Genomic DNA, 953 nt, shown 5'->3' on the forward strand with positions numbered 1-953 from the left:
GCGTCGGGATGCGCATAGCGTGGGCGAGGGCGGCGAGGACTAGTCGCTGCTTATTGCCTGACGCTTCTGGCCACCAGCCGAGCGACGCTCGGGCCGACCAGCAGCACGATCAGGAAGCGTGCCGATTGCAGGGCCATGACGAAGGAGATGTCGACGTTCTGCGCGGCGGCGGCGATGATGGCGATGCTGTCCATGCCGCCGGGGCTGGTCGCCAGATAGGCGGTCAGCGGATCGATGCCCAGGAGATGGCTGATCAGGAAGGCAAGGCCGCCGCAAAAGGCGATCAGCGCCACGATCGAGGCGATGATCTGCGGCAATGCGCGCGTTGCATGGCGCAGGATCGCCGTTGTGAAGTTCAGGCCGATCGACCAGCCGACCATGGCGTAGCTGACGGCCAGCAGCCATTGCGGCAATTGCATCTCCACGCCCAAGCCAAGATGGACGACGGTGCCGAAGATAAAGGTGCCGAGGAAGAAGGGCGAGGGCAGCCGGAAAATCTTTCCCGACAGGCCGCCAACCAGCGCGATGCCGATGGTGGCGGCGAAGGCCTGGCGGTCGATCGGCGGAAACCAGACGATGGGCGGGATTTCGACGCCCGAGGTGTCGACCCACATCTTGGCAACGAGTGCTGCGGTCATCGAGACGAATATGACGCGCAGATATTGCATGAAAGCGACGAGGCGCTGGTCGGCACCGAAGGCACCGGCCATCAGCACCATGGCGGTGGCCGCACCCGGCGACGAGCCCCAGACGGCGGTGGTGCCGGGCAGGATGCGCCAGCGGCTGATCAGCCAGCCGAGCAGGCTGGAGGCAGTGACGGTCGCCACCACGACGCCTAAAAACAGCGGCCATTCCTGGTAGAAGACCGGAAAGATGTCGGCCGAGATCGAGCTGGCGACGAGGCAGCCGACGATCGCCTGGGCGGCGCCAAACAGAAGACGCGGCACACGCAC

The 953-nt window shown here is 65.4% G+C and carries 1 protein-coding gene; it reads right to left on the minus strand.

All coding sequences use genetic code 11. From position 1 onward, the window contains the following. Window positions 1–50: 50 nt before the first annotated feature. Window positions 51–953, minus strand: a 903-nt coding sequence (locus EN984_RS36015) for an AbrB family transcriptional regulator (protein WP_164751149.1), incomplete at its 5' end; no start/stop codon positions are given.

Origin of the sequence: Mesorhizobium sp. M7A.F.Ca.CA.004.12.1.1, assembly GCF_003997835.1 — a bacterium.
In the GTDB taxonomy this organism is placed as follows: Bacteria; Pseudomonadota; Alphaproteobacteria; order Rhizobiales; family Rhizobiaceae; genus Mesorhizobium.